General features: G+C 57.2%; 20 protein-coding genes and 2 riboswitches. Of the genes, 6 read left to right on the top strand and 14 right to left on the bottom strand.

Going from position 1 to position 23,492, the window contains the following annotated elements:
* Window positions 1-19: 19 nt before the first annotated feature.
* From sdaAA to IAE55_RS04930, 3 genes are all read right to left on the bottom strand, one after another.
* The gene (sdaAA, locus tag IAE55_RS04940) at window positions 20-940 is read right to left on the bottom strand and encodes an L-serine ammonia-lyase, iron-sulfur-dependent, subunit alpha (RefSeq protein ID WP_076169680.1); all 921 of its coding nucleotides are present in this window, start codon (window positions 938-940) and stop codon (window positions 20-22) included.
* Between the two features lie 7 nt (window positions 941-947).
* The gene (sdaAB, locus tag IAE55_RS04935; RefSeq protein WP_200631274.1) at window positions 948-1,622 is read right to left on the bottom strand and encodes an L-serine ammonia-lyase, iron-sulfur-dependent subunit beta; all 675 of its coding nucleotides are present in this window, start codon (window positions 1,620-1,622) and stop codon (window positions 948-950) included.
* Between the two features lie 173 nt (window positions 1,623-1,795).
* A riboswitch (glycine riboswitch) is annotated at window positions 1,796-1,908 on the bottom strand.
* A gap of 110 nt (window positions 1,909-2,018) precedes the next feature.
* Window positions 2,019-2,858 carry an ROK family protein gene (locus tag IAE55_RS04930; protein WP_200631272.1) on the bottom strand — a complete coding sequence of 280 codons (840 nt, stop codon included), beginning with the start codon at window positions 2,856-2,858 and terminating at the stop codon, window positions 2,019-2,021.
* Between the two features lie 259 nt (window positions 2,859-3,117).
* Window positions 3,118-3,213, top strand: a riboswitch (glycine riboswitch).
* 279 nt (window positions 3,214-3,492) lie between these two features.
* Here IAE55_RS04930 and gcvT point away from each other — a divergent pair.
* From gcvT to gcvPB, 3 genes are read left to right on the top strand one after another with little or no spacing between them, the layout of a single operon-like run.
* Window positions 3,493-4,599: a glycine cleavage system aminomethyltransferase GcvT gene (gene gcvT, locus IAE55_RS04925; protein ID WP_200631270.1), complete on the top strand. Its 1,107-nt coding sequence runs from the start codon at window positions 3,493-3,495 to the stop codon at window positions 4,597-4,599.
* Between the two features lie 57 nt (window positions 4,600-4,656).
* Window positions 4,657-6,009 (top strand): aminomethyl-transferring glycine dehydrogenase subunit GcvPA, encoded by a 1,353-nt coding sequence (gcvPA, locus tag IAE55_RS04920; RefSeq protein ID WP_200631265.1) that lies wholly within the window; start codon window positions 4,657-4,659, stop codon window positions 6,007-6,009.
* A complete protein-coding gene (gene gcvPB / locus IAE55_RS04915) occupies window positions 6,006-7,463 on the top strand; it encodes an aminomethyl-transferring glycine dehydrogenase subunit GcvPB (protein ID WP_105444427.1) in 1,458 nt (485 codons plus the stop codon). Before gcvPA ends, gcvPB begins: the two co-directional genes overlap by 4 nt.
* A gap of 280 nt (window positions 7,464-7,743) precedes the next feature.
* Here gcvPB and ptsP read toward each other — a convergent pair whose 3' ends face one another.
* The 4 genes from ptsP to IAE55_RS04895 all read right to left on the bottom strand — a co-directional run bounded on the left by ptsP (window position 7,744) and on the right by IAE55_RS04895 (window position 11,910).
* Entirely contained in the window at window positions 7,744-9,453 is a 1,710-nt protein-coding gene (ptsP, locus tag IAE55_RS04910; protein ID WP_200631263.1) for a phosphoenolpyruvate--protein phosphotransferase, read from the bottom strand.
* Entirely contained in the window at window positions 9,446-9,721 is a 276-nt protein-coding gene (locus IAE55_RS04905) for an HPr family phosphocarrier protein (RefSeq protein ID WP_200631261.1), read from the bottom strand. The genes ptsP and IAE55_RS04905 overlap by 8 nt, the downstream gene beginning before the upstream one ends.
* Before the next feature lie 313 nt (window positions 9,722-10,034).
* Window positions 10,035-10,889: a glucose PTS transporter transcription antiterminator GlcT gene (gene glcT, locus IAE55_RS04900; RefSeq protein WP_145157837.1), complete on the bottom strand. Its 855-nt coding sequence runs from the start codon at window positions 10,887-10,889 to the stop codon at window positions 10,035-10,037.
* A 118-nt stretch (window positions 10,890-11,007) separates the two neighbouring features.
* Window positions 11,008-11,910 carry a LysR family transcriptional regulator gene (locus tag IAE55_RS04895; protein WP_200631259.1) on the bottom strand — a complete coding sequence of 301 codons (903 nt, stop codon included), beginning with the start codon at window positions 11,908-11,910 and terminating at the stop codon, window positions 11,008-11,010.
* Window positions 11,911-12,039: 129 nt separating this feature from the next.
* Between IAE55_RS04895 and IAE55_RS04890 the strand changes: the two genes are divergently transcribed.
* A complete protein-coding gene (locus IAE55_RS04890) occupies window positions 12,040-13,512 on the top strand; it encodes a carboxylesterase/lipase family protein (protein ID WP_200631258.1) in 1,473 nt (490 codons plus the stop codon).
* Window positions 13,509-14,276 carry a sulfite exporter TauE/SafE family protein gene (locus tag IAE55_RS04885; RefSeq protein WP_145157829.1) on the top strand — a complete coding sequence of 256 codons (768 nt, stop codon included), beginning with the start codon at window positions 13,509-13,511 and terminating at the stop codon, window positions 14,274-14,276. The genes IAE55_RS04890 and IAE55_RS04885 overlap by 4 nt, the downstream gene beginning before the upstream one ends.
* 189 nt (window positions 14,277-14,465) lie before the next feature.
* Here the strand turns inward: IAE55_RS04885 and IAE55_RS04880 are convergent, their stop codons facing one another.
* The 3 genes from IAE55_RS04880 to IAE55_RS04870 all read right to left on the bottom strand — a co-directional run bounded on the left by IAE55_RS04880 (window position 14,466) and on the right by IAE55_RS04870 (window position 17,094).
* Window positions 14,466-15,998: a flotillin family protein gene (locus IAE55_RS04880; RefSeq protein ID WP_181152989.1), complete on the bottom strand. Its 1,533-nt coding sequence runs from the start codon at window positions 15,996-15,998 to the stop codon at window positions 14,466-14,468.
* Entirely contained in the window at window positions 15,998-16,534 is a 537-nt protein-coding gene (locus IAE55_RS04875; RefSeq protein WP_200631257.1) for a protease, read from the bottom strand. Before IAE55_RS04875 ends, IAE55_RS04880 begins: the two co-directional genes overlap by 1 nt.
* A 140-nt stretch (window positions 16,535-16,674) precedes the next feature.
* Window positions 16,675-17,094 carry a MerR family transcriptional regulator gene (locus IAE55_RS04870; RefSeq protein ID WP_145157824.1) on the bottom strand — a complete coding sequence of 140 codons (420 nt, stop codon included), beginning with the start codon at window positions 17,092-17,094 and terminating at the stop codon, window positions 16,675-16,677.
* A gap of 172 nt (window positions 17,095-17,266) precedes the next feature.
* Between IAE55_RS04870 and IAE55_RS04865 the strand changes: the two genes are divergently transcribed.
* A complete protein-coding gene (locus IAE55_RS04865; RefSeq protein ID WP_200631256.1) occupies window positions 17,267-18,112 on the top strand; it encodes an SDR family NAD(P)-dependent oxidoreductase in 846 nt (281 codons plus the stop codon).
* A gap of 186 nt (window positions 18,113-18,298) precedes the next feature.
* On the opposite strand, the gene IAE55_RS04860 is transcribed toward IAE55_RS04865, so the two are convergent.
* The 4 genes from IAE55_RS04860 to IAE55_RS04845 form a co-directional block, all read right to left on the bottom strand.
* Entirely contained in the window at window positions 18,299-19,462 is a 1,164-nt protein-coding gene (locus IAE55_RS04860; protein WP_163879753.1) for an iron-containing alcohol dehydrogenase, read from the bottom strand.
* 137 nt (window positions 19,463-19,599) lie between these two features.
* Window positions 19,600-21,189, bottom strand: a complete 1,590-nt coding sequence (locus tag IAE55_RS04855) for a UDP-glucose--hexose-1-phosphate uridylyltransferase (protein WP_200631253.1) — start codon at window positions 21,187-21,189, stop codon at window positions 19,600-19,602.
* 12 nt (window positions 21,190-21,201) lie between these two features.
* Window positions 21,202-22,191: a UDP-glucose 4-epimerase GalE gene (galE, locus tag IAE55_RS04850; protein WP_200631251.1), complete on the bottom strand. Its 990-nt coding sequence runs from the start codon at window positions 22,189-22,191 to the stop codon at window positions 21,202-21,204.
* A gap of 1 nt (window position 22,192) precedes the next feature.
* Complete coding sequence (locus IAE55_RS04845; RefSeq protein ID WP_200631249.1) at window positions 22,193-23,371, bottom strand: galactokinase; 1,179 nt, start codon at window positions 23,369-23,371, stop codon at window positions 22,193-22,195.
* Window positions 23,372-23,492: the final 121 nt, after the last annotated feature.

Here is a 23,492-nt window from a genome sequence, read left to right as displayed (position 1 = left end):
TGGGGCTGCCGTTAATAGGTTAGTCTTCCTTGGCAGGCGCTTTAGCTTCTTTGGCCTTTCTGCGGCGCTGTTCCACCAGTTCCTTGGTCAGCTTGCGGCCAGTTGGCGTCTGGGCGAGTCCGCCCTTCCCGGTCTCGCGGTGCTTGGCCGGCATGGCGCTTCCGACCTCCAGCATGACGCCGATCACTTCATCGGCCGGGATAACGCTACCAACGCCGGCAAGAGCCATGTCCGAAGCCGCCAGGGCGGTGACGGCCCCCAGCCCGTTCCGGACGATGCAGGGAATCTCCACCAGCCCGGCGACCGGATCGCAGATCAGGCCGAGGCAGTTCTTCAGCGCCAGGCCAACAGCATGAACGGCCTGCTGGGCCGTGCCGCCGCGCAGCTCGACCATCGCACCCGCGGCCATGCCGATCGCCGAACCGACTTCCGCCTGGCAGCCGCCTTCCGCCCCCGAGATCGAGGCGTTATTGGCTATAACATAACCTATGGCGCCGGCACAGAACAAGCCCTTGACCAAATGTTCGTCTTCCCAGCCGAAGCGTTCCTGGGCGCTGACGAATACGCCGGGGATGATTCCGCACGAGCCCGCTGTCGGCGTCGCGATAATGCGTCCCATCGAGGCGTTCACTTCCGACACCGCCAGCGCGTAGGCCATCGCCTCGGCCGCAGGGCCGCCAAGCGATGTTTCGCCCTGCTGCATATAATCGGACACCTTTTTGGCATCGCCGCCGGTGAGTCCGCTCCGCGACTTGGTGTTGCCGGTGAGCCCCTGGCGCACCGCTTCCTTCATCACACCGTAATATTCGGCCATTTGCCGGAATACTTCCTCGCGGGAGACGCCCGTTTCGCGCGCCTGATCCTCAAGCATAACCTCGGCAATCGTCTTGTTCTCCTGGCGGCAAATGTCCGCCAGCTGTTCGAGGGTCTCGAATCTCATATGATGGTTAGCTCCTTTTGGTCAAATCGATCATCGTGACTTCCTTGATATGGGGAAGCTTGCTGATGGCCTGAATCGTGCTCTCTTCCGGAGCGGAATCCAGTTCGAACACGGTCATCGCATCCCCGCTGCGACCCTTGCGGTCCACATCCATATATCCGATATTATATCCGTCCTGGCTGAGCAGCGCGGTCATGTTGGCCAGAACGCCCTGGCTGTCGGAATGCTTCACCGCCAGGGTCGGGTATTCGCCCGTGATCTGCACGTCAAAACCGTTCAGCGAATATACCGCGATCGTCCCGCCGCCAATCGAGGCGGCTACGATTTCGGCGGTTCGGCCGCCCCCGGTCAGCTGGATTTTGACCGAGTTCGGATGCGGTCCGTTGCCCCGGCCCTGAACCCATTCCAGGGTCATGCCGGCTTCTTCGGCAAGCACGTCCGCCTGCGGAATCCGCTGATCATCCGTATCATAATCCATCAGCCCGGCGGTCAGCGCCAAATCGGTTCCATGTCCCCAATACGTCTCTGCAAAAGAACCGAACAGCGTCATCTTGGCCGTCTCCGGCTGGCTGCCCAGCAGCTGACGCGCTACTCTGCCGATGCGTACCGCTCCCGCGGTGTGCGAGCTGGAAGGCCCCACCATGGAGGGACCGATAATGGAAAACACATTTTTAAATCTCACTTCGTTCTACGCTCCCCGTTAGCTATTTTCGACGCGCTTTGCGATGAATTAGACAGAAAAAAGGACAGCAAAAAAGGCGTCAGCACCTTTTCTCTGTCCCTTGTACCTGAGAGTTTGTGCGGCATCGTGCGCCGCGTTCCCCTTGGGTGGCCGTATAGCTCTCTCCAGAGCCGCGTCCCGCGGCGGTTCCTTGTACCTGAGAGATTAGCTGCCTGCATGTGCCTACCTGCAGCTTGCTCCTTCGGTGCCGCCCTTATACGATGGGCGGTCTCTCCCGCGCGCGTTCATCCGCTGAATATTCAATTACTTTCCAAGCATCCGCTCTACTTTTCTAAACTCTGAACTAAGAATAAAGCAGAGCGAATACGGGTGTCAATATAACATATGCGGCCTCGTCTAAAACTCCATTCCAGTGCGCAAAAATTGCATCGCTCCGAGCGCCGCGATCCGCTTGCCGTCTTTCGGGGATGCGAAGGAGCACGCTTGGAACATGTCCGGCAGTGTATGCTTCTCGGCCGTTTGCAAAGCGGTGTCCATATATCCCGGATAGGTGGAGGTACTGCCGCCAATCACCAGGACGTCCGGATTAAACAGGTGCAGCACGTTGGTGATGGCCAGCCCGCAGTAAAAGCCGGCACTTTCCAGCAAAGCCAACGAATCGCCGTCTCCATCTCGGATCTTGGCGAGGAAGGCGTCGATACCGCAGCCCGCCCTAGCGAGAATTCCGATGCCGCCCGCCAGTTCGTCCACCTTGCGCGGCCCGGCTTCAGTCGCAATAACGGTGTAGCCCAGCTCCCCGGCAAACCCGCCTGCGCCGGTATACATCCGCTGTTTGGAGTAGACCCCGAGCGCCAGCCCCGAGCCGGCCATCATCACCGCGACCGTATCCTTTTCCGGATAATTGGCCGCCTCGGCAACCGTCGCCGCTTTCACGTCATTGATCAGACGGCAGCGAAAGCGCCCTTTGGCAAAATCGTCAGCCGTCACCCCACACAGCGCGTGGATATCGGAAAACTGCAGGCGGCGGTCTCCCTCTACGAGTCCCGGAAGCGCGATTCCCAGCCCCTCCGGCTCATACGGGAGCCCTGCTATAAAACGGTCAATCTCCCCCGCCAGATATTCCAGCGAACAATCCAGCCCGGTAGGGACCTTCCGCTCGACAAGCTGTCCATCCACCTCGGCAACCATCAGCATTTTCGTACATCCCATATCGACGCCTACTACGTTCTTCATCATCACAGCTCCTCCCAAACATCCTGATTCGCTTCACCTTCGGCAGACAGCTCTGGGACGATACAGTCCCCTCAGAGTACCGCTTGGACCAAAATACCCAAAATCGAACATTATCAACATAAATTCATTGTAATATTCGTAAATAGGCATTATGATAATGTTGTTGACACCGGTTTGTACTTTGAGTATTAATAATATATAGAACGAACTCGAACATTTGATTCGAGCTTTATGATGTCGTGAACAAACAATCGTATAGCGGATGATGGTAATGGGAGAGATTACTGCGAGCAGTAACGCCGAAGGAGTAAGCCCGGACCCGGGTGAATCTCTCAGGCAAAAGGACGATTACCGGACGCATCTCTGGAGAGAATTCTGAACGTAAGAATCACCCAAGGGGAAACTTGCTTGTTGCCCGGGGTTGATGTGGAGCCCGAATTTCGCCTGTGAAGTCCCGGGCCGCTCCATTCACCGGCATCCGTAAGGTAACTCTCAGGTACCAAGGACAGAGCTTGAAAGAAAGTATGCGAGCACGCATGCTTATTCTTTCGCCCTGTCCTTTTTGTGCTGCTTGAAAGAACTTTTATGATGAAAAGCCTAAACAATCCGTGGTAACACGTGAAAACCGAGGTGACTCATGTCCGAATTGAAAAGAACACCGCTTTTTCCGCTCTATGCACAGGTTCCCGGCGTCCGCTGCATCGATTTTGGCGGCTGGGAGCTTCCCGTCCAGTTCAGCAGCATCCACAAAGAGCACGAGGCGGTCCGCGAGGCCGCCGGGCTCTTCGACGTTTCCCACATGGGCGAATTCAAGGTGGACGGCCCGGGATCGGAGGATTTTCTCCAGCTCGTGACCGTCAATGACGTATCGGTTCTCGAGCCGGGTCAGGCGCAGTACAGCGCTTTGTGCTATCCGGACGGGGGCGTTGTCGACGACCTGCTCGTCTACAAGCTGGGTGTGGAGTCCTACATGCTGGTTGTGAATGCCTCCAACATTGACAAGGATTGGGCCTGGCTTCAGGAGCATCGGCCGGACGGCGTGAACATGGTGAACGAGTCCGATGGAACTGCGCTGCTGGCACTTCAGGGGCCGAAGGCTGAAGCGGTGCTGCAGCCGCTCGTCGATGCCGATCTGGGGCAGCTCGCCCCGTTTCATTTTATCCAAAATGTGAAGCTGTTCGGCGCTAGTACGTTGATTTCCCGCACCGGTTATACGGGGGAAGACGGCTTTGAGATCTACCTTGCCGCACAGGATGCTCCTGCGGTCTGGAGCGGATTGCTCGAGCAAGGCGAGAGTGCGGGCCTGATTCCGGCAGGGCTCGGCGCCCGCGACACGCTTCGCTTCGAAGCGAAGCTGCCTCTGTACGGACAGGAGCTGTCCAAGGACATCTCCCCGCTCGAAGGCGGCATCGGCTTCTTCGTCAAGCTGGGCAAAGCGGCCGATTTTATCGGCAAGGCGGCCCTGCAACAGCAGAAAGACGTCGGCGTGCCGCGCAAACTGGTCGGCATCGAAATGATCGACCGGGGCATCCCCCGCTCCCATTATCCCGTATATGCGGGAGATGAGCAGATCGGCGAAGTGACGACGGGAACCCAGTCCCCGACGCTGAAGCGTAATCTCGGGCTCGCGCTCGTGCAAAGCGGCTATTCCGCCCTTGGAACCGAAGTGGAAGTCGACGTCCGGGGCAAGCGGCTCAAAGCCAAGGTCGTAAGTACTCCTTTCTACAAACGCGAGCGCAAATAAATAGCAGGCTAACAGCATGATACGATTTTCAACCTAATCTAAAGGAGCTGACTCCACTTGAAACACCGTTATCTGCCTATGACCGAACAGGACCAGCAGGAAATGCTGGATACGATCGGCGTCTCCTCTCTTGAGGACCTGTTCAAGGACATTCCTGAAGAAATCCGTTTCAAAGGGGACTTGCCCGTATCCCCGGGACTGAATGAATACGCGCTGACGACGCACCTGTCGGAGCTTGCCGCTAAAAATGCCAATACGGACCAATATGCCAGCTTTCTGGGCGCGGGAATTTATGATCACCACATCCCTTCGGTCATCAACCATGTCGTGTCCCGTTCCGAATTTTACACGGCCTACACGCCGTATCAACCGGAAATCAGCCAAGGCGAGCTGCAGGCGATCTTCGAGTTTCAGTCTTACATTTGCGAGCTGACCGGCATGGCCGTCGCCAATGCGAGTATGTATGACGGGGCCACCGCCCTCGCTGAAGCCGGCTCCCTGGCCAGCGCCGCCACAAAGCGCAAGCAGCTGCTCGTGTCCAGCACGGTGCATCCGGAGGCCCGTCAGGTTGTCCGCACGTATGCCAAAGGGCTCGGTCTCGATGTCGTGGAGGTCCCTTCCGCAAACGGCGTCACCAACCTGGCCGAGCTGGCTGAAGCCGTGTCCGATCAAACGGCCGCCGTGCTCCTGCAGAGCCCGAACTTCTTCGGAGCGATCGAAGATTTGGCCGCCATCGGCGACCTCATCCATGCCAGCAAAGGGCTGATGGTCGTCAGCACCAACCCGATCTCCCTCGGCATTCTCGAAGCTCCAGGCAAGCTCGGAGCCGACATTGTCGTCGGCGACGCGCAGCCGCTCGGCATCTCATCTTCCTTGGGCGGGCCAACCTGCGGATTCTTTGCCGTTTCGCAGGACCATATGCGCCGCATGCCCGGACGGATCGTAGGCCAGACGGTCGACCGGAACGGCAAGCGCGGCTTCGTTCTGACGCTGCAGGCCCGCGAGCAGCATATACGCCGCGAGAAAGCGACGTCCAACATCTGCTCCAACCAGGCGCTGCTCGCCCTCTGTGCATCCGTATACCTGTCGGTCATGGGCAAGCAGGGCATGATCGAGGTCGGCCAGCTGAATCTGCAGAAGAGCCATTACGCCGCACGCCGGCTGGGCAGCATTTCAGGGGTAAGCATGCCGTTCACGTCCCCGTATTTTAACGAATTTGTCATTAAGCTGCCGGAAGGAACCCGCGTGGCCGAAGTCAATGCGAAGCTGCTGCAGAAAGGCATCCTCGGCGGGTACGACCTCGGCAGAGCTTATTCCGAACTGGAAGGACATATGCTGATTGCTGTCACGGAACGCCGCACCAAAGAACAGATCGACCAATTTGCTGAAGCGCTGGAGGGCTGCATATGATTCAGGAAAAAGCGTTGATTTTCGAGTTGAGCCATCCTGGACGGATTGCCTACTCTTTACCGGAGTTTGACGTCCCTGTTGAGGAAACCGAAGAGCTGATCCCAAGCTCGATGCTGCGGTCGGAGCCGGCCGCGCTGCCTGAAGTGTATGAAGTGGACGTCATCCGTCACTATACCGAGCTGTCCCGCCGCAATTTCGGGGTGGACAACGGCTTCTATCCGCTCGGCTCCTGCACGATGAAATATAATCCGAAAGTGAACGAAGATGTCGCCCGTTATCCGGGCTTTGCCAAAATCCATCCGTATCAGCCGGAGGACAGCATTCAGGGCGCGCTTGAGCTGCTATACCGCCTGCAGGACGATTTGGCCGGTCTGACCGGCATGGACGCCGTGACCCTGCAACCGGCCGCCGGCGCGCATGGCGAATGGACCGGTCTCATGATGATCCGCGCCTACCATGAAAGCCGCGGCGAGCAGCGCGACAAGGTCATCGTGCCGGATTCCTCGCACGGCACCAATCCGGCCAGCGCCACCGTCGCGGGGCTGAAGACGATTACGATCCCGTCGACCGACAAAGGCCTCGTCGACCTCGACGCCCTGCGTTCCGCCGTCGGCAGCGACACCGCGGCGCTGATGCTTACCAATCCGAACACGCTCGGCCTGTTTGAAGAGCAGATCCAGGAAATTGCCGCCATCGTCCACGAGGCAGGGGGCCTGTTGTACTACGACGGAGCCAACTCCAACGCGATCATGGGCATCACCCGCCCGGGAGACATGGGCTTTGACGTCGTGCACCTGAATTTGCATAAAACGATGAGCACGCCGCACGGCGGCGGTGGTCCGGGAGCCGGTCCGGTCGGCGTGAAGAGCCGCCTGATTCCGTTCCTGCCCCGCCCGCTCGTGTCGAAAACGGCTGAAGGCAAATATACGCTCGAAGGCGGCAGCGACCAGTCCATCGGGCGGGTCAAGGCGTACTACGGCAACTTCGGCATTCTCGTCCGCGCTTACACCTATATCCGCAGCTACGGCCCGGAAGGTCTGCGCCGCGTATCGGAGTGCGCCGTGCTGAACGCCAACTATATGATGAGCCGGCTCGCGCCATACTTCGACATTCCGTATCCGGGCGTCTGCAAGCACGAATTCGTCATGTCAGGCTCCCCGCTCAAGCAGTACGGCATCCGTACGCTGGACGTGGCGAAGCGCCTGCTCGATTTCGGCTATCACCCGCCGACCATTTACTTCCCGCTGAACGTGGAGGAGTGCATTATGATCGAGCCGACCGAAACGGAGAGCAAGGACACGCTCGACGCCTTTATCGATACGATGATCCGCATCGCGAAGGAAGCGGAGGAGCAGCCGGAGCTGCTGCTGAACGCGCCGTACGACACACCGGTGACGCGGCTGGACGAAACGACCGCGGCACGCAAGCCGGTGCTGAACTGCGCCTGCAGCTGATTTTCGGATTTGGATTCGATATAATTCGGATTCAATGCGAATTCAGATATTGGAGAGAATACCCAAGAGCACCCTTTTCAGGGTGTTCTTTTTTTAAATATTTTCTGTAAACCGGAGACATACCCACATAAAAAAAGGCCGGCATTCCGTAGAATACCAGCCAAGTTCGGATAAAGATATGCGTTATGCGTGCAAAGCTTAGCTAAACTCAGGTTGATAAATAAGGGTTATAAATCGTGATGCCTCTCTAAATCCCGCTGGTCACCAGCAGAACCATCCACTACTGAAGGCTCTGCACCAACTGCGTCACTTCCTCCGCCGTGCCGAGTTGCAGCGCCTGTTCGGCGAGTCGCTCCATGTCCGCCCGGGACAGCTTGGAGATCTGACTGCGCGCCGGAAGAATGGACGAGGCGCTCATGCTGAACTCGTCGAGCCCGAGGCCGAGCAGAATCGGGATGGCCACGGCGTCCCCGGCCATTTCGCCGCACATGCCGACCCACTTGCCCTCGCGATGCGCGGCGTCGATGACCATTTTGACCAAACGAAGGATCGCCGGATTATAGGGCTGATACAGGTACGATACCTGTTCGTTCATCCGGTCGGCTGCCATCGTGTACTGGATCAGGTCATTGGTGCCGATGCTGAAGAAATCCACTTCCTTGGCGAATACGTCCGCCAGGACGGCTGTCGACGGAATTTCGACCATGATCCCGATCTGGATGTCGTCTGCAACGGCGATGCCTTCCGCCGCCAGCTTATCCTTCTCTTCCAGAAGAACGGCCTTGGCTGCCCGGAACTCGGCAAGCGTGGCGATCATCGGGAACATGATGCGGAGGTTGCCGTGCACGCTGGCCCGCAGCAGAGCCCGCAGCTGGATCCGGAAGATGTCCTGCCGGTCCAGGCAGAGGCGAATCGCGCGGAATCCGAGAAACGGATTCATTTCCTTCGGCAGGTCCATGTAAGGCAGCTCCTTGTCGCCACCGATGTCCAGCGTGCGCACGACCACCGGCTTGCCTTCCATCAGCTCCAGCACGGTTTTGTAGGCGTTGTACTGCACATTCTCCGAAGGCAGCTTGTCGCGGCCCATGTAGAGGAACTCGGTCCGGTACAACCCGACCGCTTCGCCGCCGTTGTCAAGAACGCCCGCCACGTCGTTCGGCGTACCGATGTTGGCCGCCAGCTCCACATGAACCCCGTCCTTCGAGACGGTCGGTTCCGTACGGAGCTGCTTCCACTCCTCCATTTGCTTCGCATAGGCCTGCTGCTTTGCCGTGTATTCGGCGATCACCTCTTCGGTCGGATGGATGATGACATCACCTTCAATCCCGTCCACGATCACCAGCTCGCCGCTTTGCACGGAGCTTAGAACGCTTTTCGTGCCGACCACTGCCGGAATTTCGAGCGAACGGGCCATGATGGCCGAGTGCGACGTTCGACCGCCGATATTCGTCGTAAAGCCTTTCACGAACTTGCGGTTTAAGCCCGCCGTGTCCGATGGAGTCAGGTCCTCGGCGATCACGATGACTTCCTCATCGATCTCCGACGGGCTCACGTATTGAAGGCCGAGCAGATGCTTCAGAATGCGCTTGGTCACGTCCCGCATATCCGCGGCGCGTTCCTGAAGATAAGCGCTTTTCATATTTTCGAACATCCGGATGAACTGCGCTGCCGTCTCATCCAGGGCATATTCCGCATTGACCGATTCGCTCCGGATTTTGTCCTTCACCGGATCAATAAGCTCCGGATCGCTTAAAATAAGCAGATGCGACTCGAAAATTTCCGCTTTTTTCTCGCCCAATTCCGCCAGCGTCCGCGCCTTGATCGACTCAAGCTCCACCCGCGACTTGGCCAGCGCATCATCCAGCTTCGCAAGCTCAGCCTGAACGTCATCCGCCTGCTTGCGGGTTACCGTGTAATCCGGATGCTCCAAGATGAATGCGCGGGCGATCGCAATTCCCGCCGATGCCGCGATTCCCTTGATCTTATTCATGAATCTCGCCCAGCCCCTCGCCAACCATAACCTGCTCAAGCGCTTCCAGTGCTGCGCGCTCATCGCCGCCTTCCGTGATCAGCGAAATGATGTCGCCCTGCTCCAGATCCAGAGACAGAACGCCCAAAATCGATTTTAAAGTGACCTTCTTCCCGCCGGATTCGGCAAAGCACTCCGTATCCTTGAATTTGGTAGCTGTATTGACAAGCGCCGTCGCCGGACGCGCATGGATTCCGTCTTCATCGATAATTTTAAACGTTTGCTGCATGAGGATCATCCTGCTTTCTGCTGAGATTTTGTAAATACCAAAAAGGCATGAGTATCCGCTCGGGATCCTGGTCTCTACCGCTAAGCGTTAGATTGCCCCAGTAATGGGGAAAACAACCAAGATCTACAGGTTTACTCATGCCTGATCGTATCAGTAACACGTATGCATGTTCAATTGGGTTCATTACAGTCAGTATTGTAGCACCCAACCCGCCAAGATGCAAGCGCTTGATATTCGAAAAAGGCGCCTGCGCTCCTTCCAAAGTGAAAGCGGCGGGACCATACACAATCAAAGGCGCCACACCCGCACGCGATCAATCCACGCGCCCCTGCTTTTTGTGAACCAGACGCTGGAGATGGATCGTCAGATATCCGACTTCCGCCGGATATACAGGCCGGCCGAGCCGCTCCTCCATCACTCCGGTCAGCTTTTGAGCGAGCCGGTACGTATCCGGGTATTCCCGCTGCATCAAGGCGTCGAGCGTGTCTGTTTCCTCTACGGCCTCGCCTCTGCGGATCCGCTCCAAAGCAAAGCGGAGGTGCGTAATCAGGCGCGAGTAGTCCAGCGAATCCCGCGGGACCCGGAAGTCCATCTCCGTCTCCACGATGTGGACCAGATCGCTGATCAGCTCGGAATGCTTGCGAACTTCGGAAATATGCTGGTTGGTCAGCGCGCCGTGGATATGCAGGGCGATAAATCCGGCTTCCTCTTCACCCAGGTCCACGCCAAGCTTCTGATGAATCAGCCGGACGGCGAACTCCGCCATTCGAAACTCCTCGGGGTACATTTCTTTGGTCTCGTACAAAAAGGGATTATGGATATGAATGCCCTGCTGCATGCGCTTGATCGCAAATGCGATGTGATCCGTCAGTGCGATATGGACATGCTCGTTCAAGGCCCCTGAGCTGGTCTGGTCGGCATGCAGCAATATTTCGTTGACCGCTTCAATCAGTTTCTCGTCGACCTGGGGCAGCAGCTGCTTATACTGCTCCTGCTCCTCCGGTTTGGTCAAAATAAACATCTTCTCTACCTCAGCCAGCGGAATGGCCTGCCCGGTCTTCCGATTAAAGCCGATCCCTTTGCCGATGACTACCACCTCGCCGTGCTGGGGATGCTCGGCAATGATGACATTGTTGTTTAACACCTTGCTCACTTGCAGACTGCTCACACTATGCACCTCGTTTGCTGACGCCTGATAAGTTTTATCATCTCTGACAGACAGAAAAAATATCAGAAATCGGCCGATTCGTCAAACCGAGCGGACATGAAACCGTGCATTCCCTGTTTTAATCGCCTCGGCCACTATCTTGATCATGCGATGCAGTCAGCCTGGCAAAATAGTTTACGGCAAAATCGCGAAATGCCGCTGCGGTATGCGTCAAATACCGTTCCTGCGGCCAGGACAAGGCAATCGAGCGTTTGCACCAGCTTTCTTCGAGCCGCAGCAGAACGACGTCCGGCCCGGTTGAGCCGCCCCAAGTAATAGCCGGCAGAAACGCAACGCCTTGACCCGCCCGGATCAAACCGCGAACCATGGCCGGGTCGTCGCTCTCAAACCGGATACGCGGAGTAAAACCGGCTAGGCGGCAAAAAGCATCCGTCGTTTCGCGCAGCGATTTGCCCGGGGGCAGCGAGATGAAGCTCTCCTCCCTCAGCTCCTTCAAGCCGATTTGCGTACGGTCAGCGAGCGGATGGTCCGCGGGAACCGCAACAAAAATTTCCTCTTCGAGCAAAGATAGCGACGTTGTTCCCGGCGGCAGTTCAGCCCCGTCAGAAAGGCAAAGATCGAAGCTCGCCGCCCCTTCGAACGTCGAATGCTGCAGCAGATGGAACTCGGCTGCCGGGCATTCTTTGCGGAAATCGGCCAGCAGGTCCGGCAGTAAATGCGAGGAAACGCGGACGTCGAGCGAGACGGCGGGAGAAGCAGAGCCGCCGAGGTCCTGCAGCTGCAGCTTGCCGTCCTCAAGGGCCTGCAGGGCAATATCCACCTGGTGCAAAAATAACTTGCCGTGCTCGTTCAGCCGTATGCTTTTGGGCTCCCGCTCAAACAGCTTTGTCCCCAGCTCGGCTTCCAGCGAGGCGATCATTTTGCTGAGCGCCGGCTGCGAAATATGCAGGCTGCGGGCAGCCTGGGTCATATGCTGCATCCGGGCGGCAACCTGAAAATATCTTAGCTGCAGCAGTTCCATACCGTATCCCTCTTTCGATCTCGAGAATAACCTATAAGTTATGATAAATATAATTCAATATATATTATAGTTCATGGAATAAACAAGTTATAATAGTTCACAAATCAATAGGAATAGGAGTCGAGCACCTTGATCGTACAAACCACATCAGGCAAAGTCTCAGGAGTACCTTTACAAGGGGCCTATGTATTTCGGGGCATTCCCTATGCAGCGCCGCCGACGGGCAAACGGAGATTCCAGCCTCCTGCGCCTGCGCAACCATGGCCCGGCATAAGAAAATGCGATCACTTCGGTCCGCTCGCCCCTCAGCAAACCGATCCTTCAGTAGGGGCTACGCGTATACAGTCTGAAGATTGTTTGTATTTGAACGTGTGGACCCGGGGATTCGAAAAAGAATCGATGCCCGTATTGGTGTATATTCATGGCGGCGGATTCGTATCGGGCACCGGCGCGGACTGCGACGGTTTGCGGCATGCGGCGGGGGATGGCATCGTCTACGTATCGATCAATTACCGCCTTGGCGCGTTAGGCTTCCTCTACTTGGGCGAGGTGCTGGGCGAGGAATATGCAGCCTCGGGAAACAACGGTCTGCTCGATATTGCGGCCGCGCTCCAGTGGGTTCAGCGTAACATTTCCGCTTTTGGAGGCGATCCGGCCCGCGTGACTGTTATCGGGAATTCCGCCGGTGCCAAGTGCACCGCTTCGCTCTATGCGATGGAAGCAGCACGCGCGTTATTCCACCGGGCCGTGGCACAGAGCGGCGCCACCCAAGCGATCCGGGATCGGCGCACCGCCAACGTCACCACCCTCCGGATCCTGGAAGAGCTGGGCTTGTCCGGTGCAGATCCAAGCCTGCTGCTGGAGCTTCCGTTCGAGCAGCTCATCGCAGCGCAGTCCGCCGTCGGCTCGGATACGTCGCGCAGCCTGCACATGTTCGGCCCGGTGGCGGACGGCCGGGTCATTCCCTTGGACCCTTTGGCCGGCATTGCTGCTAGTTCCGGCCTGCCGCCGCTCCTGATCGGCACGAACGAAAACGAAGCGTCGATCTTTATCCGGGACGATTCCACGCTCCAGTCCCCAGGCAGGGAACCGCTCGACAGATTTTTTGGAAGCCATGCTCCCGCCGTATGGGATGCCTATCAGCATTATGCCGAGGCGATGTCCCCAGCCGACGCATGGTGTACAACGTTAACCGAGCATCTGTACACGATTGGAGCTGTGCAGTTCGCACAGGCCCTCGCTTCCTCAGGAACCCCGGTATGGATGTACCGGCTTCGTGCTGGCAGCGCTCTCGGAGCGACGCACGGCTATGAGGGCAGCCTTATTCATTGGGATCCGGAAACGCAGCCTTCAGCTGCCCTTGCAACCGGCGATCCGTACGCTGTACCCGCCGAGCAATACCCGCTCGCAAGAAGTATGCGGGAAGCCTGGGTCGCGTTCATACGAAACGGGGATCCCAATATCGACGCGCTGCCTGCATGGCCGGTCTATGGGACAAAACCGGCCATCATGGTGCTGGACACTACCAGCCGCGTTGAGGATGACCTGCCGGAACCGGCTGGAATCGGCGTTCCCCATCAGGTGTGGAGGGTCGACCGATGAAGCTGATCGATATCTCTGCCGTTATGATTCTGCTCGGTCTGCTCCTGGGCTTCGTGGGCGCGGGCGGCTCCGGTTTTATCATTTCGATCTTGACCGTTGTGTTCGGATATCCGATTCATATCGCGCTGGGAACCGCGCTGGCGGCGATGTTCTTCTCGTCCCTTTCCGGTTCGGTCAGCCATTACCGCGAAGGAAATATGCTGCTGAAGTCGGGCGCGGTCGTCGGTTTGGCCGGAGCGGCGGGGGCGTGGGTCAGCTCCAGCTGGTCAACGCTCATTCCGGAGGATAAACTGGGCTGGATGACTTCCGGCATGCTGTTCGCCTCGGGGCTCGCGTTGTGGCTGCGGATGGCGGTCGTCTCGCGTCGGCCGGGTGCGTCCGTTAACCAGGCTCCGCCTGCCGCCAAGGGGCTGCGGTATTGGTCATTCGCGCTGCTGATCGGCGTCGTTACCGGCATGCTGTCCGGCCTGTTCGGCATCGGTTCCACGCCGTTCATCCAGCTGGGGCTCATGCTGCTGCTTGGCATGCCGATGCGCTATGCGGCAGGAACGACGATGATGGTCATCATTCCGATCGCGCTGGCTGGCGGAGCAGGCTATTTTACGATCGGGTACCTGGATTTCCGGCTGCTCATTGCGGTGGTGTGCGGAACGATGATCGGCTCTTACGTCGGGGCGAAGTTTACGAAGCGCGTTCCCGCCCGTTGGCTGAAAACATGCATGGTCATCACCCCGATGATGGGCGCGGCGATACTGCTGCTGTAATGTGAATCCTTGCTCATAGTTAATCCCTCAAACAAAAACGGCGGCTTCACTTTGGAAAATCACCCAAAGCGAGCCGCCGTTTAAGCTATAATTCTGTTACTGTTTGATCGAGGATCGGGATACACCGTCGTCTGCTTCGCATGCCGATCATTCGGCTTGCAAAGCGCCGGTTATCCCGGTTGAGTTCTATTATTCCTTCGTTGCCCCCGCTTCCAGGGTAACCAAATCCTGCTGCGCGGCTGCAGGCGCCGCGGATGCAGCCGGAGGCGTTTTCCGTCCGGTCAAGCCTTGGATGAGGCTCTCCACGTCGATGCCGGACACGTTCTTGAGCATTTCCGGAGCCGTCGACATCAGCTCGGTGACGTAATTGCTCACGCGTGCCGCGCCCTCTCCCTTGCCGGTGTCCACCACCGTCAGCTTGTCGATGGAAGCGATCGGCTCGGCGATTTTGCCCGCCAGGTCCGGCAGCATTTTCACGATAATATCGAGGATGGCCGCTTCGCCGAACTTCTGGAAGGCTTCAGCCAGCTTCTCTTTCGCATCGGCTTCCGCAAGACCCCGCAGGCGGATGACTTCCGCCTCGGCGGTACCTTTGGCACGTTCTGCGTCGGCAATGGCCTGGCCGTCCAGCCGCTTCTGCTCGGCCGATGCCTTCGCCTGGGTTTCGATGGAGTACTGCAGCGCCTCGGCCTCCAGCATCTTTCTCGCCTTGTCGGCTTCAGCCGCGACTTCGACTGCATACCGGTCGGCGTCCGCTTTTTTCTTCACTTCGGCATCATATTGCTTCTGCCGCACCAGAATTTCCTTCTCCTGCAGGTCGATCTCCCGCTCCTTGCGAACGAGCTCTACCTTCATCTGCTCTTCCACCATCGTCTGCTTGGCGCGGGCTTCCTGTATGTGGTACGCCTGGTCGGCTTCCGCCTTGGCAGTGTCCTGTTCCTTCTTAAAGGAAGCTACCTTCAATTCCTTCGCCTTCGTCGCTTCGGCGATATTCGTATCGCGCAGCAGCTCGGCCTTCTGCCCCTGCTCCTCGGCGTTCGCCTTCTGGATCCGCGCATCGCGCATCGCTTCCGCCTCGGCGATCTCCGCGTCCCGTTTCACCGCTGCAATCCGCGGCTTGCCGAGCGCATCGAGGTACCCCTGCTTGTCGCGTACGTCCTTGATCGTAAAGGAGACGATCTGCAGGCCCATTTTCTTCAAGTCCCTGGCCGCTACACCTTGAACCTCCTGGGCAAACTTGTCGCGGTTCCGGTACACCTCTTCCACAGTCATCGAACCGAGAATGGCCCGCAGATGCCCTTCCAGCACTTCCTGCGCCTCGCCCTTCAAGGCTTCAATCGGCTTGCCGATGAACTGCTCCGCCGCGGTCGCGACGTCTTCAATCGAGCTGCCTACTTTGATGATGGCCACGCCGTCAGCGATGACGGGCACGCCCTGCTCCGTGTACACCTCCGGCGTTGACACATCCAGCTTGTGGGAGAGAAGTGATATGAATTCCGACTGCTGGAAGACGGGCAGGATAAAAGCCCCACCGCCCCGAACGATTTTGATTTTGCGTCCGGATTCATCTTCCGATATGTTTTTGCTTCCCAGAAACGATCCCGTCACGATCATGGCTTCATCCGGTCCCACCGTTTTGTAACGGGCCCAGAAAGCCAAGCCAAGCACGACGATTACCCCTATAACGATCAGCGGTATTACCAGGTATTCAGGCACTGTCATCAAACCACATCTCCTTTTCTCTCTTCGAGTCCGGTCACGCGCAAGACGCCGTCCAGCACATCCACGACGACGACGCGGGTTCCGGCGGGCAGCGGAAGGCGCTCCAGACTGGAGGCGATGTGCAGTGTGTTGCCTGCCCCCAGCCTCACCATCACCTCACCGAACCCTTCCGGCGGAATGGGAATCGTCACTTCACCGATGCGGCCTTCGAGCTCGCGGATGGAATATCCCGTGGAATTCTCGCTGTTCTCCATCGGCCTGACATACACAACATAGACGACACCCGCCATAGCAATGGCACCAATTCCGGCGATAAGTGCGCTTAGGCCCTGATGCAAACCGGTGTAACGCAGCAGCAGAATACCTGCGCCTCCGAATACGGTCACCGCCGTCGCAATCACCATCGGCTTCAACACATCAACAGACAAAAAATCGAGAAGCCCATCCAGCGCATGGCTCAAAATATCGCCAAGCACCACGCTGACCACCGCAAAAATAACCCCGCCTGCCAGGCAGCTCCAATAAAGCGTTTCCATCCTCCGTTCCCCCCTGCGCGTATTCCTGACTGTCTATATAAGGGTATACGTTAGAAGTGCCTAAATTGTTTCAATATTTTCCTTTTTCGTTAGAATTCCGGGAATTTTCCGCCAAAATCCTCCTTTTCCTTCCGGCTGGCTCACGGTTTCAAGCTCAGGAAGCCGAATCGTTTCGGCTGGTCGGCCAAACCACATTCCGCTTCAGGCGCTGTTCCAATCATCTGAGAATCAATGAAATCCAGGACCTGCTGAAGAGAGTCCATCTGTTCCCTGATTTTTGCCCGGTGCTCCAAAATCAAATCGTGCAGCTCCGGATGCTCGCTGATGTCATCGCCGACCGACAATTTCAAAAACGGCTTCATCTCCTCCAGCGGCATACCCGTCTTCTTCAGGCAGGTGACCAGCTTCATCGTTTCCAAATCCTTTGGACGGTACACCCGGTGGCGGTTTGGTTTACGCTCTGCGTGCGGCAGAATCCCGATCCGTTCGTAATAGCGAATCGTTTCTTCGGGGATGCCGGTATGCTCCGCGGCTTCTTTGATCGTATATGCATCAGTCATGGCTTTCTTCCCTTTCGTTTCTGGTATGTTCATACCATCATACAACTTGGAGTTGACTCCAGGTCAAGTCCGGTAGGTTTTTCGAAAATGGGGATTGACTTGTAGCCGACTACAAGTTGTAGAGTGGCTTTACCGCAAATACAAAAACCTATCCATTTGCTAGGAGGCACATATGAAAACCAACTCAATTGCACTGATTACCGGGGCAAACAACGGCATCGGCCTGGAGCTGACCCGCAGACTGCTGGGTGAAGGCTGGACCGTTCTTGCCTTGGTCCGTTCCGCTTTCCCCAGCGACGACGCCTTGATTCAGAAAGCTCTCGCCAACCGGCAGCTTCGACAATATAAAGCCGATCTCGCCGATTTCTCCGCCTTACAACGGGCGCTGGACGAGATCAAGAGCAAGGAGGACAAAATCGACATGCTGTTTAACAACGCCGGGGGCAGCTTCCCAGATCTTGTGTATTCCAAGCAGGGACGGGAGATGCACTTCGAGCTGCAAACCGTAGTTCCCTATATCATCTTCATGGAGCTGAAAGATTTGGTAAAGCAAGGTTCCTTCAAAACGATCATCAACACGTCTTCCTCAGCGATGAAAATGGTCCGCCGCTTCCAGCCGGCAGAGCTGGCCTCTCCGCGGACGTTCAAGAAGCTGTTCGGTCCCTACGCCGCTTCCAAGCTGGCGTTGTCGCTGTGGACCCGCGAAATCGCCCCCTTGGCAGCCGCCGAAGGCTTGACGATCCGCAGCGCAGACCCCGGGGGAAACAATACGATGCGGAAAGGAAAAAATTCCGGGCTGCCCTGGTATATAAAAATAGCGATGAAGCTGGTCATGAGTCCTCCTTCAAAGGGCGCTGCGCTACTGTATGAGGCGGCTTTCGGCAAGCATAAGAACCTGAACGGCGTATTTCTGTTGAAAAACGAGCCCACAGAGTTGATGTATGCCGAAGCCGGCAAACCGGTGCTGGAACTTGTTCAGGGCATTTACGAAAACGAGTATGCACGAAGGCAACAATGATTATAGAACGGAAATATACTTGTACGGAGAAGCTGAATTATGATTTGTAACCATCCACAAAAGCAGCAGAACGGCAAAAAGGGGCTTTCCCGGGTCGGATCGACCTTATGGGAAGCCCCTTGGCTATATTGGCGGAGAAAGGAAAAATACTCCAGTTCTCCGGTCGCTGACGGAACGCTTATCGGCTTACAGCGACATTTTGTAAATTTCGATGACGTCTTCCTTGTTCAATTTGCGGAAGTTGCCAAACGGACCGAAGCGCACCGACTTCTCAGCCATCACTTCGATCTGGCTGTCGTCGATGTCGTAATCGGCAAGGCGGGCCGGCGCACCGATGGAGCTCCAGAAATCGCGAAGCGCTTGGATGCCCTCTTCCCCGACCTGCTCGTCGCTCTTGCCGGCCGGATCCACGTTAAACACGTTGACGGCAAGGCGCTTGAAGCGGCCTGGATCCACGCTCAGGTTATATTTCATCCAGTTCGGGAACAGGATGGCCAAACCGCCGCCGTGCGGAATGTCATACACGGCCGATACGGCGTGTTCAATGTTGTGGGTCGCCCAGTCGCCGGACATGCCCATGTTCAGCACTCCGTTCAGCGCCATCGTGCCGCAGTACATGATCGTAGAACGGTACTCGTAGTTTTCCAGATCGTTAATCAGCTTCGGCGCGGTTTCGATGACGGTACGAAGGACCGTTTCACAGAATCCGTCCTGAACCGGCGTGTTGGTCTCCTGGTGGAAGTAATGCTCCAGCACGTGGGACATCATGTCTACCATGCCGTAAACGGTTTGGTCTTTCGGCAGGGAATACGTGTTCACCGGATCCAGGATGGAAAATGCCGGGAAGGCAAACGGGCTGCCCCAGCCCATCTTTTCTTTCGTTTGCTCGTTCGTAATGACCGAGCCGCCGTTCATTTCCGAGCCCGTCGCCGCCATCGTCAGCACCGTGCCGAGCGGAAGGGCCGCCTGCGGAGCGGCTTTGCGTTCCACAAAGTCCCACATATCGCCGTCGTATTTGGCGCCGACCGCAATCGCCTTGGAGCAGTCCAGGACGCTGCCGCCGCCAACCGCAAGGATCAGCTCAATGCCGTTCGTCCGGCACAGGTCCACCCCTTTATGTACAGTTGATAAGCGCGGATTCGGCTCTACGCCCGCCAGTTCGGTCACCTCGGCGCCGATTTCCTTGAGCAGCGCAAGCACGTTGTCGTACAGGCCGGAGCGCTTGATACTTCCGCCGCCGTAGACCAGCAGCACCTTTTTCCCGTATTTCGGAACTTCGGTTTTTAATTTATCCAGCTGACCTTGGCCAAAAATCAGCTTGGTCGGGTTATGAAATTCAAATGCTTTCATTGTCGGATTCGCCTCCATGATGTAATGAGTTGCCCTAAATATTATAACCCTCCGGCCGCAGAAGAAACAAACCGCCCATCCCATGCAGGGAATAAGCGGTTTGTAATGAAGGGGGCGCATCCCCCGAAGATAGTATATTACGCCTCGGTATAACCCATCGAAGCAAGGAAGCGGCGGAACGCCTGCTGCCCGGCCTCCGTCCGTTTGTAGACGCCGGCGTGGCCCAAAATCTCCACGAAAATGCGTCCAACCTCCTCGCGGACCCATTCCTCGGCGGCAGCTTTGTCCCGCTCCATGCCCTGTTCTTCCACCAGGCGGGTGATCCACGGTTTGTGGACCTGGAGCGGATGGTTGTCGTCCTGTAGCAGCGCTTCATACAGCCCGCGGTTTCCGGACAGAATATCCGCGACCTGATCCAGCTCTTCCTTCAGCCGTCCCGGCAGAATCGCCAGGCCCATCACCTCAATGAGGCCGATGTTTTCCTTCTTGATATGGTGCATTTCGGCATGTGGATGGAAAATCCCCGCCGGATGCTCCTCGCTGGTCCGGTTGTTGCGCAGCACCAAGTCCATTTCGTAAGCGCCGTCCGGCGTCCGATGGACGATCGGGGTCACCGTGTTATGCGGCACCCGCTGCCCGCCTTCTTCTGTAAAAGCATAAATCTCGGCTTCCGGATCGCTGTACTGCTTCCAGGCTTCATAGATGGAATCAGCGCATTCCAGCAGGACGGCGCTGTCCGCCGACGCAAGCCGCAGCACAGACATCGGCCATTTGACGATGCTGACCATGACGCCCGGGAACTGCGGGTGAGCGAAGGATGTTTCCTTCGGCGCGTTCTGGATCGGGAACGTATGGCGCCCGCCCTGGAAGTGGTCGTGGGTTAGAATGGACCCGCCCACGATCGGCAGATCAGCATTGGAGCCAATAAAATAATGCGGGAAGACGTCTACAAAAGCGAGCAGGCGGCGCAGGCTGTCCTTCGTCAGCTTCATCGGCACGTGATCGTGGTGGAACACGATGCAGTGCTCGTTGTAGTACACATAAGGCGAATACTGGAAGAACCAGTTTTCGTTGTTCATCTCAAGCGGAATGATCCGCAGGTTTTGGCGTGCGGGATGGTTGACCCGGCCGGCATAACCGACGTTCTCACGGCACAGCTGGCATTTAGGGTAGACCGGCGGCGGCAGCAGCTTGGCCATGGCGATTTCCTTCGGACTTTTCTCCGGCTTGGACAAGTTGATGGTCATTTCGATGTCGCCGTATTCCGACGGGTACGTCCAGTATACGTTTTTGCTGACCCGGTCCATCCGGATGTAGTTCGAATCGATCGACAGCCGGTAAAACCGGTCGGTCGCCGCTTCGATTCCCTGCTCCCGTGCCGTGTGCTCAAACTCCGCAATCACTTCCGAAGGCCGCGCCATGAGCAGGCCCATTATTTTGGCATCAAGCAAGTCGCGGTAGGTGTCGGTGTTCTCGGGCATCAGTCCGATCTCAAACGCGTAATCCAGCAGCGTGTCGATCATCGGCTGCGGGCTGTCCGCGGCCTCCGGCTCAGCTTCGCCCAGAGAAGGCTCGCTTGCGCCGAACATATCCAGCAGCAGGTTGCGGCTGTAGTCGGCATCTTCAGCCTGAATGAGCCGGTGATCCAGGGCAAATCGCACGAGGCGGTCGATCGCCTGCAAGGCTTGCTCTTTCAAGGGACTCGTGGTGTCGGTTTGTGAATTCAATGCGCTTCCCCCTTATTCTTTGCCATATCCGTCAGGATGGCTTTGATGCCAGCTCCAGGCGCTCTCGATAATGTCCTCCAGCTTGGTGCGCGAAGGGTTCCATCCGAGCACGGTGCGGGCTTTTTCAGAAGATGCAACGAGCACAGCGGGATCGCCGGCACGGCGGGCCTGCACGACGACCGGAATGTCCAGCCCGGTGACTTTCTTGGCCGTCTCGATCACTTCCTTCACGGAGAAGCCTTCCCCGATTCCCAGGTTAAACACGTTGCTGGCCTCGCCCTTGCGCAAATAATCGACCGCCCGCAAGTGCGCGTCCGCCAGGTCGCTCACGTGGATGTAGTCGCGTACGCAGGATCCGTCTGCTGTCGGATAGTCGTCGCCGAAGACGGCAATACTCTCGCGCTGCTTCAGCGCGGTTTGCAGCACCAGCGGAATGAGATGGCTTTCGGGACGGTGGTCCTCGCCGATTTTGCCGCTGTCATGCGCCCCGGCCGCATTGAAATAACGCAAGGCTACGTATTTGATGCCGAGCACCTGGTCGAACCAGGACATCATACGCTCCATCATCAATTTGGTCTCCCCGTACACGTTCGTCGGCTGCGTACGGTCGCTCTCGACGATCGGCACGCGTTCCGGTTCACCGTAAGTCGCCGCTGTGGAGGAAAAGACGATCCGGCGCACGTTCGCCGCGTCCATCGCTTCCAGCAGGCAGAGCGTGCCGTAAACGTTGTTATCATAGTACTTCACCGGCTTCTGCATACTTTCGCCAACGAGAGAATTCGCCGCGAAATGGATCACCGCATCGATCTCGTTCTCGGCGAACAGCTTCGCCAGCAGCTCCTTGTCCCGTAGATCCCCTTCGTACAGCTTGCCGCCGAGCAGCGCCCCGCGGTGCCCCGTTTGCAAATTGTCCAGCACGACAATCTCCTCGCCGCGCTCCAGAAGAGCCGCTACCGTATGCGACCCTATATATCCTGCTCCACCCGTTACGAGAATAGCCATGTTAGTGATCCCCCTTCAGTTCTTTGACTCCGTCGCCTGCGCTGCACACATAGAAATCGGCCTTGAGGCCCGTTCTCGCCTGATACGCTTCGCCGACGTGCTGAATGAACCGTTCCACCGCATCTTCATGCACGAGCGACACGGTGCAGCCGCCAAAGCCGGCTCCGGTCATCCGCGAGCCCAGCGTGCCTTCGATCCGCTGCGCTTCTTCGACCATAACGTCCAGCTCTTCGCAGCTGACCTCGTACAGGTCACGCAGCGATGCGTGCGATGCGTTCATCAGCTGTCCGAAGGTCTGCAAATCGTTCTGCTTCAACGCTTCCACTGAATCCAGCACGCGCTGGTTCTCTTCGACCACGTGCTGTGCACGTCTTACGACCGTCTCATCGGCGATAGCATCCTTCAGCGATTCGAACTGATCCGGCGTCAGACCGGCCAAATACTGAAGCGAAGGCATCTTCGCCTGCAGCTGGGCCAAGGCGGTTTCGCACTGCGAGCGGCGTTCGTTGTAAGCCGAATCCACCAGGCCTCTGCGCTTGTTCGTATTGCTGATCACCAGCTTGTAGACCCCGGTCTGGAACGGAACATGCTTGTATTCCAGCGTGTCGCACATGAGCAGGATCGCGTGGTCCTTCTTCCCGTTCGCGACGGCGAACTGGTCCATGATGCCGCAGTTGACGCCGACGTACTGGTTCTCGGCCTTTTGCGACAGGAGCGCAATCTGCACCGTATCCGTACTGTACCCCTCCATCGTCTGCAGCGCATACGAAGTGACCACTTCGATCGAGGCGGAAGAAGATAATCCGGCGCCGTTCGGAATATCGCCGTGATAAAGGATGTCATAGCCTTTAGTAACCGGACAGCCGATATTGGCGTTCTCGACCATGACGCCTACGGCATAATCCACCCACTCGCCCGTTTTATGGCTGCCGATTTCCTTGACGGCTAGTTTGTATTCATAAGGTAAATTTGTGGAGGCCAGCTGAATCACATCGTCCCCGCGCTCCCGAATGAGCAGCGTCGTGCCGAACTCCAGCGCTGCGGGAAGAACGTAACCTCCGTTATAATCGATATGCTCCCCGATCAGGTTAACCCGGCCCGGAGCATGAAACACACGTACTTCCTCGCTGCTGTCACCGTATTTCGTCATGAATTGCTGTAATAAAGTTTCCGATGTCATAGGGATATGCACCCATCCTTTCCTTATGGTTCTGCTCTTTCATTATAAAAGGACTTCCTGTCCGCGTTAATGCAATTATGTTGACTGGATATGGATTTATGTGACCTTGGAGAATATAATG

Source organism: Paenibacillus sp. S28, from assembly GCF_016624415.1.
In the GTDB taxonomy this organism is placed as follows: Bacteria; Bacillota; Bacilli; order Paenibacillales; family Paenibacillaceae; genus Paenibacillus_AQ; species Paenibacillus_AQ favisporus.
This window is presented reverse-complemented; position numbering and strand designations above follow the sequence as displayed.